This is a genomic window from Denitrificimonas caeni DSM 24390 (assembly GCF_000421765.1).
GTDB classification, from domain to species: domain Bacteria; phylum Pseudomonadota; class Gammaproteobacteria; order Pseudomonadales; family Pseudomonadaceae; genus Denitrificimonas; species Denitrificimonas caeni.
Genome location: NZ_ATXQ01000015.1, coordinates 1 through 16,058, shown reverse-complemented (window position 1 = coordinate 16,058; position 16,058 = coordinate 1). Strand labels below are relative to the sequence as shown.

Here is a 16,058-nt window from a genome sequence, read left to right as displayed (position 1 = left end):
GTTACTCTGATTGCGCCAATCGCTATGGAAGATGGTCTGCGTTTCGCAATTCGCGAAGGTGGCCGTACCGTAGGTGCTGGTGTTGTTGCAAAAATTATTGCATAAGGCTTGAACTTGTTGCGCTAGGTCGGCATAATAGTCGGACTAGCAATGTTCTAGGCCAGTAGCTCAATTGGCAGAGCGACGGTCTCCAAAACCGTAGGTTGGGGGTTCGATTCCCTCCTGGCCTGCCAGCTTTATAATTAGCTGGCAATCCAATTTAGGATTCTAAGTAATGAATGCAAAAACTGAATCCAAGGTAAGTCGTTTAGATTCTGTTAAGTGGTTGGTTGTTATCGCACTTGTGGCATTGGGTGTGGTTGGTAATCAATATTTTGCTGCTGAATCAATTCTTTATCGAGTACTAGGGCTTCTTGTTCTAGCTGCTATAGCGTCTTTCGTTGCTGTCCAAACGGCAAAAGGCCAAGCTTTTCTAACTTTAGCTAAAGAATCACGCGCTGAAATACGTAAGGTTGTTTGGCCGAATAGACAAGAAACTACGCAAACCACGCTGATTGTTGTCGTTGTGGTTTTAGTAATGGCGCTCTTGCTTTGGGGACTTGATTCGTTCCTAGGGTGGCTTGTCTCATTGATTGTAGGTTAAGGGTGCTCTGTGGCTAAGCGTTGGTATGTGGTTCACGCCTATTCAGGCTACGAAAAACAAGTAATGCGTCATTTGCTTGAGCGCATCAAATTCGCTGAAATGGAAGACGAGTTTGGCGATATTCTTGTTCCGACTGAAGAAGTCGTTGAGATGAGAAATGGTCAGAAGCGTAAAAGCGAACGCAAATTCTTTCCAGGTTATGTGCTTGTTCAAGTTGAAATGAATGAGGCAACTTGGCACTTAATTAAAGATACGCCGCGTGTTCTCGGCTTTATCGGTGGTACAGCAGATAAACCTGCGCCAATCACTGAAAAAGAAGCTGATGCCATTCTGCGTCGTGTTGAAGACAGTGGTGACAAGCCACGTCCGCGCACTTTGTTTGAGCCAGGTGAAACTGTACGGGTCAATGATGGCCCGTTTGCAGATTTCAACGGTGTTGTTGAAGAAGTTAACTATGAGAAGAGCCGTTTGCAAGTGGCTGTGCTTATTTTTGGACGTTCAACCCCAGTAGAGCTTGAGTTTAGTCAGGTGGAAAAAGTCTAATATTGTTTTATGGATACCACCCTGCAGCGAATAGTTGCGGGGTTTTTTTGTCAAAGGATTGCGAAATAAATTAACGGGAAGCCTTCGGGCGCTATACCCATTTGGAGTGAATCATGGCTAAAAAGATTCAGGCTTATATCAAGCTGCAGGTTAAAGCAGGTCAGGCGAACCCTTCGCCACCAGTTGGTCCAGCTTTGGGTCAACACGGTGTGAATATTATGGAGTTTTGTAAGGCGTTTAACGCAAAAACTCAAGGTATTGAGCCAGGCTTGCCAACACCAGTAATTATTACTGTATACAGCGACCGTAGCTTTACGTTTGAAACGAAAAGCACACCAGCTGCTGTGTTGTTGAAAAAAGCTGCAGGTGTTTCAGCTGGTTCAGCGCGTCCAAATACCCAGAAAGTGGGTACTGTGACACGTGCACAGCTAGAAGAAATTGCAAAAATCAAAGAAGCTGATTTAACAGCTGCTGAACTTGAAGCTGCTGTTCGTACCATCGCTGGCTCTGCGCGCAGCATGGGCTTGAACGTGGAGGGCGTGTAATGTCTAAGCTTTCAAAGCGTCAACAAGCTATCGCAGCTAAAGTACAGTCTGGTAAGCAGTATTCTTTTGAAGAAGCAGCTGGTTTGTTAACCGAGCTGTCTACTATCAAGTTTAAAGAGTCAGTTGATATCGCGATCAACCTTGGTGTTGATCCGCGTAAATCTGACCAAGTTGTACGTGGCGCAACTGTTATGCCAAACGGTACAGGCAAAACTGTACGCGTTGCTGTGTTTGCACAAGGTCCAGCTGCAGAAGCAGCTTTGGCTGCCGGTGCAGACAAAGTTGGTATGGATGATCTGGCTGCAGAAATGAAAGCCGGCGACCTGAACTATGACGTTGTTATTGCCTCACCAGATGCAATGCGCGTTGTTGGTCAATTAGGTCAGGTTTTGGGCCCACGTGGTCTGATGCCTAACCCGAAAGTTGGTACTGTGACGCCTGATGTTGCAACAGCAGTTAACAATGCTAAAGCAGGTCAAGCACGTTTCCGTACTGACAAGAACGGTATTATCCATGCTGCAATTGGTCAGATTGATTTTGAGCCAGCTAAACTTAAGCAAAACGCTGAAGCGTTATTGGCTGAGTTGCGTCGCTTGAAGCCATCTTCATCAAAAGGCATTTACGTTAAGCGCATTACTTTAAGCAGTACTATGGGTCCTGGTCTGGTCATTGATCAGTCAAGCCTGGAAGCTGCTAAGTAAGAGCCACGCTGACAATTTTGGGGTCCCTGCTTAGCGGGGGCCGTCAAAGACCGTAGGTGGTTTTGCCTTAATAAATATGTCGAGAACATATTAGCCTACGTAGATGGTGCTCCCGATTCATTTTTGAATCAGACACCAAATAGATACTCAGTTTACTGAGTAAAATGAAATAAGCAGGAGTAAAACCCGTGGCAATTAGACTCGAAGACAAGAAGGCTATCGTCGCTGAAGTCAACGAGGCTGCCCAAGCTGCCCTTTCCGCTGTTGTGGTTGATGCCCGCGGCGTAACAGTAAGCGCTATGACCGGACTCCGTAAAGAGGCTCGTGAAGCAGGTGTTTATGTACGTGTTGTACGTAATACATTATTGCGTCGCGCCGTTGCAGGAACTCAGTATGAGGTTCTCAGCGATGTGTTCACTGGCCCGACCTTAATTGCTTTCTCTAATGATCATCCGGGCGCAGCTGCTCGTATTTTCAAAGAATTTGCTAAAGGTCAGGATAAGTTTGAGATCAAAGCAGCCGCTTTTGAAGGTAACTTGATTGCAGCCAACCAAATCGACGTATTGGCAACATTGCCAACATTCGACGAAGCGGTATCTCAGTTGATGAGTGTTATTCAAGGCGCGACCAGCAAGCTGGCTCGTACTTTGGCAGCAGTTCGCGATCAGAAAGAAACAGAAGCTGCTTAAGCCTTTGTTCTTTACAAAATTTTTTGATTTTGATGGCCTAATTAAGTCATCACCAATATAGGAAGAATAGAGTCATGGCTCTTACTAACGAAGATATCCTTAACGCCGTTTCAGAAATGTCAGTAATGCAAATTGTTGAACTGATCTCTGCAATGGAAGAAAAATTTGGCGTGACCGCTGCTGCTGCATCTGTTGCTGCTGCTGGCCCTGCTGCTGCCGCTGCTGAAGAGCAAACTGAATTCACCGTTATGCTGTTAGAAGCTGGCGAGAAGAAAGTTAACGTTATTAAAGCAGTTCGTGAACTGACAGGCCTAGGTCTGAAAGAAGCAAAAGCTGTAGTAGACGGCGCACCAGGCGTTGTTAAAGAAGACGTATCAAAAGATGATGCTGAAGCAGCTAAGAAAATGCTGGAAGAAGCAGGTGCTAAAGTCGAGCTTAAATAAGCTTGATGCAGCATAACAGCCTGAGCAAAGGGCTGATGGCTGGTGGCTAATGTCACCGGCCTTTTTCCGTTATTACGAGTCTTTAGAGTGGATGCTGCAAAGCAGAACTCAGATCGGACATAAACAGAAAAATAAATATTTGCACGATTTATTGGGTATTTCCGCCGGAAGTATCCTACAAGCAGGTGACCAAGCTGGGGAACGCTGATGGCTTACTCATATACTGAGAAAAAACGTATCCGCAAGGACTTTAGCAAGCTGCAGGATGTGATGGATGTGCCTTATCTGTTGGCAATCCAATTAGATTCTTACAGAGAATTTCTGCAGGCAGGCGTGAGCAAGGAGCAGTTCCGTGATATTGGCCTGCACGCAGCCTTTAAATCGGTCTTTCCGATTATTAGTTACTCAGGTAACGCGGCTCTTGAATACGTAGGGTATCGCCTTGGCGAGCCCGCCTTTGATGTTAAAGAATGTTCTTTGCGCGGAGTTACATACGCCGTGCCATTGCGCGTGAAAGTGCGCTTGATTATTTTTGATCGTGAGTCTTCAAGTAAAGCGATCAAAGATATTAAAGAGCAAGAAGTCTACATGGGTGAAATCCCATTGATGACTGAAAACGGTACTTTTGTAATTAATGGTACTGAGCGAGTTATTGTTTCTCAGCTGCACCGCTCACCGGGTGTGTTCTTTGACCACGACCGTGGCAAAACGCACAGCTCAGGTAAATTACTCTATTCAGCACGTATTATTCCATACCGTGGCTCTTGGCTCGATTTTGAATTCGATCCAAAAGACTGCGTATTTGTACGTATTGACCGTCGTCGTAAACTGCCAGCGACTGTATTGTTGCGCGCACTGGGTTACACGACAGAAGAAATTCTTGAAACCTTCTACGCCACTAACGTGTTCCATGTCTCGGCCGATGAAATCAGCCTTGAGTTGGTACCACAGCGTTTACGTGGTGAGATTGCTTCATTCGACATCAAAGACGATAAAGACAAAGTTATCGTTGAAGAAGGTCGCCGGATTACTTCGCGCCACATTAATCAACTGGAAAAAGCTGGTATTACCAAGCTTGTTGTTCCAGCTGAATACATCATTGGTGTCACTACAGCCAAGCCTATTGTTCACCCAGCGACTGGCGAGATCATCGTTGAGTGCAATACTGAGCTGACTGCTGAAACATTACAGCAAGTGATTGATGCCAATGTTGTGCAGGTTGAGTCGCTGTACACCAACGATATTGACTGTGGTCCGTTCGTTTCAGACACTCTGAAAATTGATGGCACGACTAATCAGCTTGAAGCGCTAGTAGAAATATATCGCATGATGCGTCCAGGCGAGCCGCCAACTAAGGATGCTGCAGAGAATCTGTTTAAGAACTTGTTCTTTGCTACCGAACGTTATGATTTATCTGCTGTTGGCCGCATGAAGTTCAACCGTCGTATCGGTCGTACTGAAATTGTAGGCGAAGGCGTACTCAGCAAAGAAGACATTGTTGACGTAATGAAAACTATCGTTGCCATTCGTAACGGTCACGGTATTGTCGATGATATCGATCACCTCGGTAACCGTCGTGTGCGTTGCGTTGGTGAAATGGCTGAAAACCAATTCCGTGTTGGTTTAGTCCGTGTTGAGCGCGCTGTTAAAGAGCGCTTGTCCATGGCTGAAAGCGAAGGTTTGATGCCGCAAGATCTTATTAACGCTAAGCCTGTGGCTGCAGCAGTTAAAGAGTTCTTCGGTTCCAGCCAGCTTTCGCAGTTCATGGACCAAAACAACCCGCTGTCAGAGATTACCCACAAGCGCCGCGTTTCTGCGCTCGGCCCAGGTGGTTTGACTCGTGAGCGTGCTGGCTTTGAAGTCCGTGACGTACACCCAACTCACTACGGTCGTGTTTGTCCAGTAGAGACACCAGAGGGTCCAAACATTGGTTTGATCAACTCTTTGGCAACTTATGCGCGGACTAACAGCTATGGCTTCTTAGAGACGCCATACCGCATCGTGAAAGAGGGCAAGGTCACTGATGAGATCGTATTCCTCTCAGCTATTGAAGAGTCTGATCACGTTGTAGCTCAGGCTTCAGCATTGATGAACGAAGACAACGTCCTGATTGAGGAGTTGGTAACTGTTCGTCACATGAATGAAACCACGGTTAAAGCACCTGAAGACGTGACGTTGATGGATGTATCGCCGAAGCAGGTCGTTTCGGTTGCTGCTTCATTGATTCCGTTCCTTGAGCACGACGATGCTAACCGTGCCTTGATGGGTTCGAACATGCAGCGTCAAGCTGTTCCAACACTGCGTGCTGACAAGCCTCTGGTCGGTACCGGTATGGAGCGTAACGTTGCGCGCGACTCAGGCGTGTGTGAAGTTGCCCGTCGTGGTGGTGTGATTGAGTCGGTTGATGCCAGCCGTATCGTTGTTCGCGTCAATGATGATGAAGTTGAGACTGGTGAAGCCGGTGTCGATATCTACAACTTGACGAAGTACACACGTTCTAACCAGAACACTTGTATCAACCAGCGTCCATTAGTACGTAAAGGTGAGCAAGTTTCACGTGGCGATATTATGGCTGACGGCCCATCCACCGATATGGGTGAGTTGGCGTTAGGTCAAAATATGCGCGTGGCATTTATGCCTTGGAACGGTTACAACTTTGAAGACTCCATCTTGCTGTCTGAGCGTGTTGTCGAAGAAGATCGTTACACTACAATTCACATTCAAGAACTGACGTGCGTATCACGTGACACCAAACTGGGTGCTGAAGAAATTACTTCAGATATTCCAAACGTTGGTGAAGCAGCGCTGAACAAGCTGGATGAAGCCGGTATTGTTTATGTTGGTGCGGAAGTTGAAGCGGGCGATATTCTGGTTGGTAAAGTAACGCCAAAAGGCGAGACCCAACTGACGCCAGAAGAAAAGCTCTTGCGTGCGATTTTCGGTGAGAAAGCCTCTGACGTTAAAGATACTTCTTTGCGTGTGCCTACAGGTACTAAAGGCACCATCATCGACGTACAGGTGTTCACTCGTGATGGCGTTGAGCGTGATGCGCGTGCGCTGTCGATTGAAAAATCACAGTTGGATGAAATCCGTAAAGACCTCAACGAAGAATTCCGTATTGTTGAAGGTGCAACTTTTGAGCGTTTACGTGCCCACTTAGTGGGTGCTAAAGCAGAAGGCGGTGCTGGCGTTAAGAAAGGCACTGAGCTGACTGATACGATTCTTGATGGTATCGAGCACGGCCAGTGGTTCAAATTGCGTATGGTTGAAGATGGCTTAAATGAGCAGCTTGAAAAGGCTCAAGCTTATTTGTCAGATCGCCGCAAATTGTTGGACGACAAGTTCGAGGACAAAAAACGCAAACTACAGCAAGGTGATGATTTAGCACCTGGTGTACAGAAAATCGTTAAGGTGTATCTGGCAATCAAACGCCGCATTCAGCCGGGCGATAAGATGGCCGGTCGTCACGGTAACAAGGGTGTGGTATCAGTAATTATGCCTGTCGAAGACATGCCGCATGATGCTGACGGTACACCGGTTGATATCGTACTGAACCCGCTGGGTGTTCCTTCGCGGATGAACGTCGGTCAGATTCTTGAAACACACCTTGGCTTAGCGGCTAAGGGGCTTGGTGAGAAGATTAATCGTATGCTTGAAGAGCAGCGTAAAGTCACCGAGTTACGTGCTTTCTTGCATCAGATTTACAACGAAATCGGCGGTGCTGACGAAGACCGTGTTGATCTTGATAGCTTGTCTGATCAAGAGATTATGGAGTTGTCAGATAACTTGCGTGCTGGTGTTCCAATGGCCACGCCGGTGTTCGACGGTGCTTCAGAGCTCGAGATTAAAGCGATGCTGAAGCTGGCTGATCTGCCAGAAAGCGGTCAGATGACGTTGTATGACGGTCGTACCGGTAATGCTTTTGATCGTCCTGTGACGGTTGGTTATATGTACATGCTGAAGTTGAACCACTTGGTCGACGATAAAATGCATGCGCGTTCAACAGGTTCATACAGTCTTGTCACGCAGCAGCCTCTGGGCGGTAAAGCACAGTTCGGTGGACAGCGCTTTGGTGAGATGGAGGTGTGGGCACTGGAAGCATACGGTGCTGCATATACTCTGCAAGAAATGTTGACCGTGAAATCGGATGACGTGAACGGCCGAACTAAAATGTATAAAAACATTGTAGACGGAGATCACCGTATGGAGCCTGGCATGCCAGAGTCTTTCAACGTACTGATCAAAGAAATTCGTTCGCTCGGTATCGATATCGAACTGGAAACCGTTTAACACGCGTGCGTATTAGGAGCGGCGTAGAGATACCCGCTCCCCGCTCCGTCAGGAGGAAAGGCCTTGAAAGATTTACTAAATTTATTAAAAAACCAGAGCCAAGTTGAAGAGTTCGATGCGATTAAGATTACGCTCGCCTCTCCAGAAATGATTCGCTCATGGTCCTTTGGTGAAGTTAAAAAACCAGAGACCATCAACTACCGCACATTTAAGCCTGAGCGTGACGGTCTGTTCTGTGCCAAAATTTTTGGACCAGTTAAAGACTACGAGTGCTTATGCGGTAAGTACAAGCGTCTCAAGCACCGTGGTGTGATTTGCGAGAAGTGCGGCGTTGAAGTTGCGCTGTCGAAAGTTCGTCGTGAGCGTATGGCTCACATTGAGCTGGCATCACCGTGCGCGCACATCTGGTTTTTGAAATCATTACCAAGCCGTATTGGTTTGTTGCTTGATATGACTCTGCGTGACATCGAGCGCGTGTTGTATTTTGAAAGCTATGTGGTGATTAACCCAGGAATGACCACGCTTGAAAAAGGCCAGTTGCTCAATGATGAGCAGTATTTTGAAGCCTTAGAAGAGTTTGGTGATGACTTTGATGCCCGTATGGGTGCAGAAGCTGTTCGCGAACTGCTGATGGAAATTGATCTTGAGCACGAGATCAATAGCTTGCGTGAAGAAATTCCGCAAACCAACTCAGAAACCAAAATCAAGAAGCTCTCTAAGCGCTTAAAACTGATGGAAGCTTTCTTCGGTTCAGGCAATAAGCCTGAGTGGATGGTTCTGACTGTTCTGCCAATTCTGCCGCCTGATTTGCGCCCATTAGTGCCGCTCGATGGTGGTCGTTTTGCCACATCTGATCTGAACGATCTTTATCGCCGAGTAATCAACCGTAACAACCGTCTTAAGCGTTTGCTTGATCTATCCGCTCCTGACATCATCGTGCGCAACGAAAAGCGTATGTTGCAAGAGTCAGTTGATGCGCTGTTAGATAACGGTCGTCGTGGCCGTGCGATTACTGGTAGCAACAAGCGTCCGTTGAAATCTTTGGCCGATATGATCAAAGGTAAGCAGGGTCGTTTCCGTCAGAACTTGCTTGGTAAGCGTGTTGACTACTCAGGCCGTTCAGTAATTGTAGTAGGTCCAACACTGCGCCTACATCAGTGCGGACTGCCAAAGAAAATGGCGTTGGAGTTATTCAAGCCATTCATCTTCGGTAAGCTTGAGCAGCGCGGTTTAGCGACAACCATTAAAGCTGCAAAGAAGATGGTTGAGCGCGAATTGCCAGAGGTTTGGGACGTTTTAGCTGAAGTAATTCGCGAACACCCAGTCTTGTTAAACCGTGCACCAACGTTGCACCGTTTAGGTATTCAAGCGTTTGAACCTGTATTGATTGAAGGTAAAGCCATTCAGTTACACCCGTTGGTTTGTGCGGCCTATAACGCCGACTTTGACGGTGACCAAATGGCTGTACACGTTCCGTTGACTTTAGAAGCACAGCTTGAAGCCCGTGCTTTGATGATGTCGACCAACAACATTCTGTCGCCTGCTAACGGTGAGCCGATTATCGTACCTTCGCAAGACGTTGTTCTTGGTTTGTACTATATGACCCGTGAAGCGGTTAACGCTAAGGGTGAGGGTCGCATTTTTGCTGACTTGCAGGAAATTGATCGCGTTTACCGTTCTGGCGATGCTTCATTGCACGCTAAAGTTAAGGTGCGTATCAGTGAAACTGTGAATGATCGTGACGGTAACTCAACGCATAACACCAGTATCGTTGATACGACGGTTGGCCGTGCGTTATTGTTCCAAATCGTTCCAGCAGGTCTACCGTTCTCTATCGTCAATCAGCCGATGAAGAAGAAAGCAATTTCTAACTTGATCAACCAGTGCTATCGCGTGGTTGGTTTGAAAGAAACTGTTATCTTTGCTGACCAATTGATGTACACCGGTTTTGCTTTCTCAACGATTTCTGGTGTGTCGATTGGTGTGAATGACTTTGTCATTCCAGACGAAAAAGTTACGATCATTGATCGTGCGATCGAAGAAGTTAAAGAAATTGAAAAGCAGTACGCCTCAGGTCTGGTAACTCAGGGTGAGAAGTACAACAAAGTGATCGACTTGTGGTCGAAAGCTAACGATGAAGTTTCAAAAGCGATGATGGTTAATCTGTCGACTGAGCCGGTTGTAAACCGTGACGGCGAAACAGTCAGCCAAGAGTCGTTCAACTCGATGTATATGATGGCTGATTCCGGTGCTCGTGGCTCGGCAGCACAGATTCGTCAGTTGGCCGGTATGCGTGGTTTGATGGCTAAGCCAGATGGCTCAATTATCGAAACACCGATTACCGCAAACTTCCGTGAAGGCCTAAACGTACTTCAGTACTTTATTTCTACTCACGGTGCGCGTAAAGGTCTGGCGGATACGGCTCTAAAAACAGCTAACTCCGGTTATCTGACGCGCCGTTTAGTCGATGTTGCTCAAGACTTGGTGGTTACCGAGGTTGATTGCGGCACTGACGGTGGTCTAGTGCTGACGCCGCACATTGAAGGTGGTGATGTTGTTGATCCGTTGGGCGACCGTGTATTGGGTCGTGTGATTGCTCAAGACGTACTCAAGCCAGGCAGCGAAGAAGTCCTCATCCCAATGGATACATTGATTGATGAGAGCTGGGTTGAGTTCATTGAAAATAACAGCATTGACGAAGTGGTTGTACGCTCGCCAATTACCTGTGAAACGCGCCATGGTATTTGTGCCAAGTGCTACGGTCGTGATCTTGCACGTGGTCATGAAGTTAACCAAGGCGAAGCAGTTGGCGTTATCGCTGCTCAGTCGATCGGTGAGCCTGGTACACAGTTAACCATGCGTACGTTCCACATTGGTGGTGCGGCAAGTCGTACATCAGCTACAGACAGCGTCCAGGTGAAGAATGGCGGTACTGTCCGTCTGCTTAACCTCAAGCATGTTACCCGTGCTGATGGCAACTTGATTGCCGTATCGCGTTCTGGCGAGTTAGCGATTGCTGATGAGTTCGGTCGTGAGCGTGAGCGCTACAAATTACCTTATGGTGCTGTTATTTCAGTTGCCGAAGGTGATGTAGTGGCTGCCGGTGCTATCGTCGCGAAATGGGATCCGCACACTCACCCAATCGTAACTGAAACAACCGGTGTTGTTCAGTTCGTGGGTATGGAAGCGGGCATTACCATGAAGCGTCAGACTGATGAATTAACCGGTCTGAGCAACATTGAAATTACCGATCCAAAAGATCGTCCAGCGGCGGGTAAAGATATTCGTCCAGCGATTAAGTTGGTTGATGATAACGGCGAAGATTTATTCTTGCCGGGCACTGATGTTGTCGCTCAATACTTCTTACCACCGCATGCGTTGGTAAACTTGAACGATGGTGCGCGTATCAATATCGGTGATGTTGTTGCTCGTATTCCGCAAGAAACATCGAAAACTCGAGATATTACTGGTGGTCTGCCACGCGTTGCTGACTTGTTTGAAGCGCGTCGTCCGAAAGAAGCATCGATTCTGGCTGAAATCAGCGGAACGATTTCCTTCGGTAAAGAGACTAAAGGTAAGCGTCGTTTGGTGATTACACCGACTGACGGCAGCGAGCCATACGAAGAATTGATTCATAAGTGGCGTCACCTCAACGTGTTTGAGGGTGAGCAAGTGAACCGTGGGGAAGTTATTTCTGACGGTCCAAGCAACCCGCATGACATTTTGCGTCTGTTAGGCGTGAGTGCATTAGCGCGTTACATCGTCACTGAAATTCAAGATGTTTATCGTTTGCAAGGTGTAAAGATTAACGATAAGCACATTGAAACGATTTTGCGTCAAATGCTGCGTAAAGTTGAGATTACTGAGTCAGGTGATTCTTCTCTGATCAAAGGCGACCAAGCAGAGTACAATCATGTATTGGAAGAGAACGAAACATTGGTAAGCAATGATCGTTTCCCTGCTAAATTTGAGCGTGTGCTGCTAGGTATCACCAAAGCATCATTGTCGACTGAGTCATTTATTTCAGCTGCATCGTTCCAGGAAACCACACGGGTTCTAACGGAAGCGGCTGTGACCGGTAAACGTGACTACTTGCGCGGTCTGAAAGAAAACGTAGTTGTTGGTCGATTGATTCCAGCAGGTACGGGACTGGCTTACCACGCAGAGCGTAAACGCAAGCGTGGTATCGAAGCACCGCAAGGTGTGAGTGCCAGTGATGTTGAGGCTGCACTGAGTGAAGCACTCAATTTGAAAGAATAGCGCTATAATTTAATGCTTAGGCATTAATGATTGGCCTTGACGGGGTGCTAGAGTCTCATTAGACTCTAGCACCCCTAAAATTGGCGGGATTTTAACAATTTCGTCATTTTGTTTATGTCGAAAGACAACAGTGGAGCTTGTAGATGGCAACTATTAACCAGCTGGTGCGTAAGTCGCGCAAGCGCATGGTCGAGAAAAGCGACGTGCCTGCGTTACAAAACTGCCCGCAACGTCGTGGTGTGTGTACTCGTGTATATACAACTACGCCTAAAAAACCGAACTCAGCCTTACGTAAAGTTTGCCGTGTTCGTTTAACTAATGGCTTTGAAGTCGCTTCGTACATCGGCGGTGAAGGTCACAACTTGCAAGAGCACAGTGTTGTGCTGATCCGTGGTGGTCGCGTAAAAGACTTACCAGGTGTTCGTTACCACACAGTGCGCGGCGCTTTAGACACCTCTGGTGTTAAAGACCGTAAACAAGGTCGCTCTAAGTACGGTGCCAAGCGTCCTAAGTAATTTTATTTTTTTCGAGTCGATAAGAGTAAGGTCGGACCATTTAATTGTGTTCTGAGCTAACCTGAAGACCGTTTGAGGGCTTATCAATGCCAAGACGTCGCGTAGTCGCAAAACGTGAGATTCTAGACGATCCAATTTATGGTAGTCAGATTCTTGCAAAATTTATGAACCACGTTATGGAAAGCGGTAAAAAAGCCGTTGCCGAGCGTATCGTTTACGGTGCACTGGAAACAGTAAAAACCCGTAAAAACGTGGAACCACTGGAAACTTTCGAGAAAGCACTCGACGCCATCGCTCCGCTGGTCGAAGTTAAATCCCGTCGTGTAGGTGGTGCTACCTACCAGGTTCCTGTTGAAGTCCGTCCTTCACGTCGCAATGCTTTAGCAATGCGTTGGTTGGTCGACGCTGCGCGTAAGCGTGGTGAGAAGTCAATGGCTCTGCGTTTAGCGGGCGAATTGATGGATGCTGCTGAAGGTAAAGGCTCAGCCGTTAAGAAGCGTGAAGACGTTCACCGCATGGCAGAAGCTAACAAGGCTTTCTCGCACTACCGTTTTTAATTTAGCGAGGAACTTACTGTGGCTCGTACTACCCCTATTAATCGCTACCGTAACATTGGTATCTGTGCGCACGTTGACGCGGGTAAAACCACGACAACTGAGCGTATCCTGTTCTATACAGGTGTAAACCATAAAATGGGTGAAACCCATGATGGTGCAAGTACCACTGACTGGATGGCGCAAGAGCAAGAACGCGGAATTACTATTACCTCTGCTGCTGTTACAGCTTTCTGGGAAGGCTCTAAGAAGCAGTATGACAAGTACCGTGTAAACGTTATTGATACACCAGGTCACGTTGATTTCACTATTGAAGTTGAGCGTTCACTGCGTGTTCTCGATGGTGCAGTTGTTGTATTCTGTGGTTCGTCTGGTGTTGAGCCTCAGTCTGAGACTGTGTGGCGTCAAGCGAACAAGTATGGCGTTCCACGTATCGTTTACGTGAACAAGCTAGACCGTCAGGGTGCTGACTTTAAACGCGTTTTGAAGCAAATCAAAGTACGTTTAGGTCACACTCCAGTTGCGCTGCAGCTGCAGATTGGTATGGAAGAAAACTTCGTCGGTCAAGTTGATCTAATCAGTATGAAAGCCCGTTATTGGGATGATGCTGATATGGGTTTGACTTACCGCGAAGAAGAAATTCCAGCTGACATGCTGGCTGAAGCTGAAGAGTATCGTGCTTTAATGATTGAAGCAGCAGCAGAGTCTTGTGAAGAATTGATGGACAAGTACCTCGAGGGTGGGGAATTGACTGTTGAAGAAATCAAGGCTGGCTTGCGTGCACGCACCATCGCTGGTGAAATCGTTCCTGCCGTATGTGGTTCATCCTTTAAAAACAAAGGTGTGCCATTGGTTCTCGATGCTGTTATCGACTACTTGCCTGCGCCAACTGAGATTCCACCGATCAAAGGTGTGCATCCAGACAACGAAGAGCAAATTGACGAGCGTCCAGCTGACGATTCTGCGCCTTTCGCAGCGTTATCGTTCAAAATTGCTACGGATCCATTCGTAGGAACTTTGACCTTTATTCGTGTTTACTCGGGCGTTCTGGCATCAGGCGACTCAGTAATCAACTCGGTTAAGGGTAAGAAAGAGCGCGTTGGTCGTATGGTGCAGATGCACGCAAACGACCGTCAAGAGATCAAAGAAGTACGTGCTGGCGACATCGCTGCACTGATCGGCATGAAAGATGTGACCACAGGGGATACCTTGTGCGCAATCGACAAGCCAATCATTCTTGAGCGTATGGATTTCCCAGAGCCTGTTATCTCTGTAGCGGTAGAGCCTAAAACCAAGGCTGACCAAGAGAAAATGGGTATCGCATTGGGCCGTTTGGCTCAAGAAGATCCATCGTTCCGCGTTAAAACTGACGAAGAAACAGGTCAGACGATCATCTCAGGTATGGGTGAGTTGCACCTTGATATCTTGGTTGACCGTATGCGTCGTGAGTTTAACGTAGAGGCAAATATCGGTAAGCCACAAGTGGCATACCGCGAAACGATTCGTAACTCCTGTGAGATTGAAGGCAAGTTTGTTCGTCAATCAGGTGGTCGCGGTCAGTTCGGTCATTGCTGGATTCGCTTTGCGCCTGCTGATGAAGGTCAGGAAGGTCTTGAGTTCCACAATGAGGTTGTTGGTGGTGTTGTTCCGAAGGAATACATTCCAGCAATTCAGAAAGGTATCGAAGAGCAGATGAAAAACGGTATTGTTGCCGGCTATCCGCTCATCGGTTTGAAAGCTACCGTGTTTGATGGTTCTTACCACGATGTTGACTCGAACGAAATGGCGTTTAAGATCGCCGCTTCGATGGCAACTAAGCAGCTTGCTCAGAAAGGCGGCGCAGTGCTGCTTGAGCCAGTCATGAAAGTTGAGGTGGTAACGCCTGAAGACTACATGGGCGATGTGATGGGTGACCTGAACCGTCGTCGTGGCTTAATCCAAGGTATGGATGATAGTCCTTCCGGTAAAGTGATTCGTGCAGAGGTTCCATTGGGAGAGATGTTTGGTTACGCTACCGACGTTCGCTCAATGTCTCAAGGTCGTGCGAGTTACTCGATGGAGTTCTCTAAGTACTCAGAAGCGCCGGCGAACATTGCCGATGCAATTGTTAAGAAACAAGGTTAATTGAGCCCATTTCGTTAAGAGGTAATTATTGTGGCTAAGGAAAAATTTCAACGTAATAAACCGCACCTGAACGTTGGTACTATTGGTCACGTTGACCATGGTAAAACCACACTGACAGCTGCACTGACTCGTGTTTGCGCTGAAGTATGGGGCGGCACAGGCGCATCGAAAGGTTACGACCAAATCGATAACGCTCCTGAAGAAAAAGCACGTGGTATCACCATTAACACGTCGCACGTAGAGTATGATTCACCGAACCGTCACTACGCGCACGTTGACTGCCCAGGTCACGCTGACTACGTTAAAAACATGATTACTGGTGCTGCTCAGATGGACGGCGCTATTCTTGTTTGTTCAGCAGCTGACGGCCCTATGCCGCAGACGCGTGAGCACATCTTGCTTTCACGTCAGGTTGGTGTTCCGTACATCGTTGTGTTCCTGAACAAAGCGGACATGGTTGACGACGAAGAGCTGTTAGAGCTTGTTGAAATGGAAGTGCGTGACCTGCTCAGCACTTACGATTTCCCAGGTGATGACACACCAATCATCATTGGTTCAGCGTTGATGGCGTTGGAAGGTCGTGATGAGAACGGTCACGGTACAACTGCCGTTAAAACTCTGGTAGAGACTTTAGACTCTTACATTCCAGAGCCAGTGCGTGCAATTGACCTGCCATTCTTGCTGCCAATTGAAGACGTATTCTCGATCTCAGGTCGTGGTACTGTTGTAACAGGTCGTGTTGAGCGCGGTA

The 16,058-nt window shown here is 47.4% G+C and carries 13 protein-coding genes and 1 tRNA gene; all 14 read left to right on the top strand.

All coding sequences use genetic code 11. The features are described from left to right. Positions 1–105 (top strand): EF-Tu C-terminal domain-related protein (locus tag H591_RS15925; protein ID WP_022967621.1); only part of this gene is annotated, 105 nt, incomplete at its 5' end. Positions 106–157: 52 nt separating this feature from the next. Continuing rightward, a tRNA-Trp gene (locus tag H591_RS0114150) sits at positions 158–233 on the top strand. A 41-nt stretch (positions 234–274) separates the two neighbouring features. Next, positions 275–643 (top strand): preprotein translocase subunit SecE, encoded by a 369-nt coding sequence (secE, locus tag H591_RS0114145; protein ID WP_022967620.1) that lies wholly within the window; start codon positions 275–277, stop codon positions 641–643. Positions 644–652: 9 nt separating this feature from the next. Continuing rightward, on the top strand, positions 653–1,186 hold the full coding sequence (nusG, locus tag H591_RS0114140) for a transcription termination/antitermination protein NusG (RefSeq protein WP_022967619.1): 534 nt from the start codon (positions 653–655) through the stop codon (positions 1,184–1,186). Positions 1,187–1,299: 113 nt separating this feature from the next. After that, positions 1,300–1,731, top strand: a complete 432-nt coding sequence (gene rplK, locus H591_RS0114135) for a 50S ribosomal protein L11 (protein ID WP_022967618.1) — start codon at positions 1,300–1,302, stop codon at positions 1,729–1,731. Next, a complete protein-coding gene (gene rplA, locus H591_RS0114130; RefSeq protein ID WP_022967617.1) occupies positions 1,731–2,432 on the top strand; it encodes a 50S ribosomal protein L1 in 702 nt (233 codons plus the stop codon). The genes rplK and rplA overlap by 1 nt, the downstream gene beginning before the upstream one ends. A 188-nt stretch (positions 2,433–2,620) precedes the next feature. Beyond that, positions 2,621–3,121, top strand: a complete 501-nt coding sequence (gene rplJ / locus H591_RS0114125) for a 50S ribosomal protein L10 (RefSeq protein ID WP_022967616.1) — start codon at positions 2,621–2,623, stop codon at positions 3,119–3,121. A 74-nt stretch (positions 3,122–3,195) separates the two neighbouring features. Further along, the gene (rplL, locus tag H591_RS0114120) at positions 3,196–3,564 is read left to right on the top strand and encodes a 50S ribosomal protein L7/L12 (RefSeq protein ID WP_022967615.1); all 369 of its coding nucleotides are present in this window, start codon (positions 3,196–3,198) and stop codon (positions 3,562–3,564) included. Between the two features lie 207 nt (positions 3,565–3,771). After that, on the top strand, positions 3,772–7,854 hold the full coding sequence (rpoB, locus tag H591_RS0114110) for a DNA-directed RNA polymerase subunit beta (protein WP_022967613.1): 4,083 nt from the start codon (positions 3,772–3,774) through the stop codon (positions 7,852–7,854). Positions 7,855–7,917: 63 nt separating this feature from the next. After that, on the top strand, positions 7,918–12,114 hold the full coding sequence (gene rpoC / locus H591_RS0114105) for a DNA-directed RNA polymerase subunit beta' (RefSeq protein ID WP_022967612.1): 4,197 nt from the start codon (positions 7,918–7,920) through the stop codon (positions 12,112–12,114). Positions 12,115–12,257: 143 nt separating this feature from the next. Then, entirely contained in the window at positions 12,258–12,629 is a 372-nt protein-coding gene (rpsL, locus tag H591_RS0114100) for a 30S ribosomal protein S12 (RefSeq protein WP_022967611.1), read from the top strand. Between the two features lie 86 nt (positions 12,630–12,715). Then, positions 12,716–13,186 carry a 30S ribosomal protein S7 gene (rpsG, locus tag H591_RS0114095; RefSeq protein WP_022967610.1) on the top strand — a complete coding sequence of 157 codons (471 nt, stop codon included), beginning with the start codon at positions 12,716–12,718 and terminating at the stop codon, positions 13,184–13,186. 18 nt (positions 13,187–13,204) lie between these two features. Continuing rightward, the gene (gene fusA, locus H591_RS0114090; RefSeq protein ID WP_022967609.1) at positions 13,205–15,307 is read left to right on the top strand and encodes an elongation factor G; all 2,103 of its coding nucleotides are present in this window, start codon (positions 13,205–13,207) and stop codon (positions 15,305–15,307) included. A gap of 30 nt (positions 15,308–15,337) precedes the next feature. After that, positions 15,338–16,058, top strand: a 721-nt coding sequence (locus H591_RS0114085; protein WP_022967608.1) for a GTP-binding protein, incomplete at its 3' end; no start/stop codon positions are given.